Source organism: Brunnivagina elsteri CCALA 953, from assembly GCF_002289455.1.
Classification (GTDB): Bacteria; Cyanobacteriota; Cyanobacteriia; order Cyanobacteriales; family Nostocaceae; genus Brunnivagina; species Brunnivagina elsteri.
Genome location: NZ_NTFS01000522.1, coordinates 1 through 3,890 on the forward strand (window position 1 = coordinate 1; position 3,890 = coordinate 3,890).

Below are 3,890 nucleotides of genomic sequence, written 5' to 3' on the forward strand. Positions count from 1 at the left end.
TCGGTACATGGTATCTGTGTTGATGGCGGCTCTTCCATAATCTTTCTGTCAATAGGGTTTGAGATGCGCTAACCCTGTATTAATGTCTGAATAGCGGATTCATCTTCCTGACAAGTCAAACCTAAAACCACACCCATCCGCACGTCACTATCGGCATGATTTTTTAATTCAATTAATGGCAAAATACCCCTTGCATCATTTAAATGACCAAAAGCATAGCCAATTGCAGCTAAAACATCTCTATCTTTTTCTTCTTGTGACAGTAGCTTTAATAAAATATCTCCGCGTTCGAGAGTACGGAATTCCTTTTGTATTGTTCCTAATTGCGATAAGATGTTAACGCCTAAAGTTCTTTCCTTGGAATTTTGACTCTCACACAATTTTGATGCTGCTGTAAATTCCTCCTCACTACCACGGTTACGTAAAATGTTTACCAAATCCCAATAAACATCTTCATTTTCTGTCGTTAAAGCAGTTTGAATAATTTCATTTGTGCTTTTTTCATCATTTTCACAGCTTTCCATTTTACTTGGCTCCAAAATAAAATATATAGTTGGCAAGATTTCAAGTTTTTTTTTCGCAAAATCGATATTATTACACTACGTTTTATTATAATTATTGTTTTAATACCTTATTTTTGGATATCCTGACTATGGATTCAACAAATTCTCCAACTAGTGCGATCGCAACAAACATCAACACAAAAGAAGTAGAAAAATACTGGCAAGCATATTTAGCAGTATTTCCTAATGCTTCAGGCGAAAAATATGAAGCATCTCAATTTGGTGATAGCTCGACTCTAGCGGATAAATTGGGTAATTTAATTGTCAAAGGAATTAAAACCGCAACTTGTTCCGCTTTATGGGAATGGAAAGCAGAAGCAATTGAACCTCCTAAGGAATTAGGATTGAAAACAATTGTACTTGACGGCGAGAACAATCCACTCTGCATTATTGAAACAACAGAAGTAACAATTCGACCATTTTGTGAGGTTGATACACAGTTTAGCAAACTCCCTTGATGTCAATAATATCCAAGGGATTGTTATGGTTAAACCTGGGAATACCAATCTATTAATCGAAAATTGCAACTACGAGACAGGTAAATCCCTACTGGCAATTGCAACTACACGGGGTTGTCCGCAAAAAGTATGTACCTCTTCCCAAACAAAAAATTGGATTCGTCCCCAATTGTTGCAACAATATTCACTGGAATGCGAGTTCGAGCAAATTGTCATGGTTTGTAACCAAATTCCTCCTGGAGCTAAAGGACGATGGGCAATTTCTCAAGATAAACCAGTGCTACAAACCTACGCAGCAGCTTATTTAGCCGAACGGGGTAGTGGTAGCTTAAATCACCCTTGGGATGATTGGATAGAAAAACGAACCATTGCAGTTTTAGAACATGAAAACCAGATTGTTTCTGTAGTACGCTACACTACAACTAGACGTGATGCTTTTGTAATTGCGCCATTTACGTTTTCACAATTTCGCAGACGGGGTTTTGCTCGCAAATTACTCGCGTTTTTGATTGGGGAATTATTAGAAGTGCATCCAAGGGTAAAGTTGTGGGTCAACACAGACAATCTCGAAGCAATTGGACTGTATCAATCGTTGGGTTTTCAACTTATTGGTAAATGTTACTCCAGTTATTGGAAAGAAGCGATCGCACTATGAAAATTCACGATTATATCATCCAAGGAAATATTACAGGTGTACGGGGAGAATTGGCGAATGGAGTTGATATCGATAGTCTCGATAAATCATCACAAACATCATTGATATGGGCGGTAAGTAGGCATAATGCAAGCTTGGAAATGGTGCAATTTTTGGTAGAAAATGGCGCAGATGTGAACGCGATTGGAGGGATTTCCAACTATACTGTGCTGGGATTCGCTATCCAATCGGGAAATATCGATAAAATTAAATATCTTTTGGAGATAGGAGTCAATATTCACTCTCCCGGTGCGAATGGCTGTGATGTATTAATTGATGCGATATGTAGTCAAAATATTTCTCAAGGTGAAAATTTAATCTCGATTCTTCGTTTATTAATTGCGAAAGGTGCAAATTTAGGAAAGAATCAATGTGGAGCATCTGCGTTGACTGCTGCTGCTTGGGAAAGTCGCTTTGATGTGGTGGATTTTTTATTAGCAGCAGGTGCGGATCGAGAGCAATTGCAATGGACGGAATTAATGTATACAATTGTGTTTGGAAGTGTGGAAGAAGTAAAGCAATTAATCGGTGGGGGTGCGGATTTAGAAGCACGAGATTGTTGTAACCGGACACCGTGGATTTTGAGTTTGCAAGTGGGTAAAATTGAGAAAGCAGAATTACTTTTACCATCACCATCAGAGCGGGAGAAATATCTCACATCCGAAGAAACTGAATTAATGTGTGCCATCAAAAATAATCACTTAGAACTTCTCAAATGGCTAATTACTCAGGGTTTTGATGTCGAAGCTGCCGACCATTATGGCACAACTCCCTTAGTCATGGCAGGCGAACGAGGTGCTACTGCTTGTGTGATAATATTACTGGAATCTGGCGCAGATGCCAGTAAGAGTGGAAAGTACGATCTAAAGGCAATTAATAGTGCGAGCAATTTAGAAATAGTCAAACTGCTCGTCGATGCGGGTGAGGATTTAAGCGATATCAACGATGAGACGCGGCAGTTATTAACAGGATTGAGTGGCGATTACGAAATATCAAATATCGATCAAAAGCAATATTTAAGCGGTAAATATCGGCAATTTGGAACAGCTAATCCTGAAGTAATGAAAATAGAGTTTTGGCATGAGATGGTTAGAAGTAGGACAACAGCATGGGCTGGGCGAAATAATTTTGATGATACCGATAATGCTTTTGGAGATAAAGCTGTATGGTGTTTTCAAAGATTTGGTCGGACAATTACCCAGTTACCCGACGGGAGAATTATTCAAATTGGAGGGGAACATGAAGATTACTACGATCCAGATTTTTGTATATATAACGATGTGGTTGTCTCCCAAAATGATGGCACATTTACAATTTTAGGCTATCCCCAAGAAGAATTTCCCCCCACTGATTTTCATTCTGCCACCCAAGTTGGAGAATATATTTACATCATAGGTAATTTGGGTTATGACAGCGGCATAATTTATGGGGATACACCTGTTTATCGTCTAAATTGTCATACATTTGCGATTGAAAAAGTTGAAACAAGTGGAGAAAAACCCGGATGGATTAGTCGGCATAGAGCATATTATCGAGAACCATCTCATATATATATTACTGGCGGTAAGTTCTTTTCTAAAACAGGAGATAAGAAAAATTATATAGATAATAAAAACTCCTATATCCTCGATTTAATAAAGATGCATTGGAGTCAAACTATAGCCTAATTGAATCTCATAAATTTACTGTGTAAAGTACCCCAAAGCGAATAGCCTTTTCACCACAGTTGAGAACGCGATCGCAAATCATAGCTCGATGGGCGTAATGTCATACTCAGTAATAACGATCGCCATTTAGATATGTAATATTTATCCAAGGATAAGAGAATGAATTCTCAAGGAACTTTGATATTTTTTTGTGGAAAAATGGGTGCGGGAAAATCTACGTTGTCCCGCCAAATCTCTCAAGAATTAAATGCCATACTTTTATCTGAGGATGATTGGTTATCGAATCTCTATCCTGAAGAAATCAAGAATTTTGATGATTACTTGAAATATGCAAATCGCCTCAAACCATTATTGAAAAATCATCTCAGAAACATACTTAATTCTGGCATTTCCGTAGTCATGGATTTTCCAGCAAATACAAAAAATCAAAGGGGAGCATCCCACTTTTTATTTAGCGAGCAAAGATTAATCCATTAAGGTAAGCACAACGGTGAGCAATGACTTGAGG

Annotated in this window: 5 protein-coding genes; 4 read left to right on the forward strand and 1 reads right to left on the reverse strand. The window is 38.0% G+C overall.

Translation table 11 applies throughout. The annotated features are described in order from the left end of the window. Positions 1-68: 68 nt before the first annotated feature. Positions 69-524 (reverse strand): hypothetical protein, encoded by a 456-nt coding sequence (locus CK510_RS27615; RefSeq protein ID WP_095724702.1) that lies wholly within the window; start codon positions 522-524, stop codon positions 69-71. Between the two features lie 128 nt (positions 525-652). Here CK510_RS27615 and CK510_RS27620 point away from each other — a divergent pair, with 128 nt between their 5' ends. The 4 genes from CK510_RS27620 (at position 653) to CK510_RS27635 (ending at position 3,859) form a co-directional block, all read left to right on the forward strand. After that, positions 653-1,021, forward strand: coding sequence for an ASCH domain-containing protein (locus tag CK510_RS27620; RefSeq protein ID WP_245912466.1), 369 nt, complete (start codon positions 653-655; stop codon positions 1,019-1,021). Between the two features lie 25 nt (positions 1,022-1,046). Beyond that, positions 1,047-1,676 carry a GNAT family N-acetyltransferase gene (locus CK510_RS27625; protein WP_095724703.1) on the forward strand — a complete coding sequence of 210 codons (630 nt, stop codon included), beginning with the start codon at positions 1,047-1,049 and terminating at the stop codon, positions 1,674-1,676. Further along, complete coding sequence (locus CK510_RS27630) at positions 1,637-3,382, forward strand: ankyrin repeat domain-containing protein (protein ID WP_245912467.1); 1,746 nt, start codon at positions 1,637-1,639, stop codon at positions 3,380-3,382. The genes CK510_RS27625 and CK510_RS27630 overlap by 40 nt, the downstream gene beginning before the upstream one ends. Positions 3,383-3,541: 159 nt before the next feature. After that, complete coding sequence (locus tag CK510_RS27635) at positions 3,542-3,859, forward strand: P-loop nucleotide/nucleoside kinase family protein (RefSeq protein ID WP_245912468.1); 318 nt, start codon at positions 3,542-3,544, stop codon at positions 3,857-3,859. Positions 3,860-3,890: the final 31 nt, after the last annotated feature.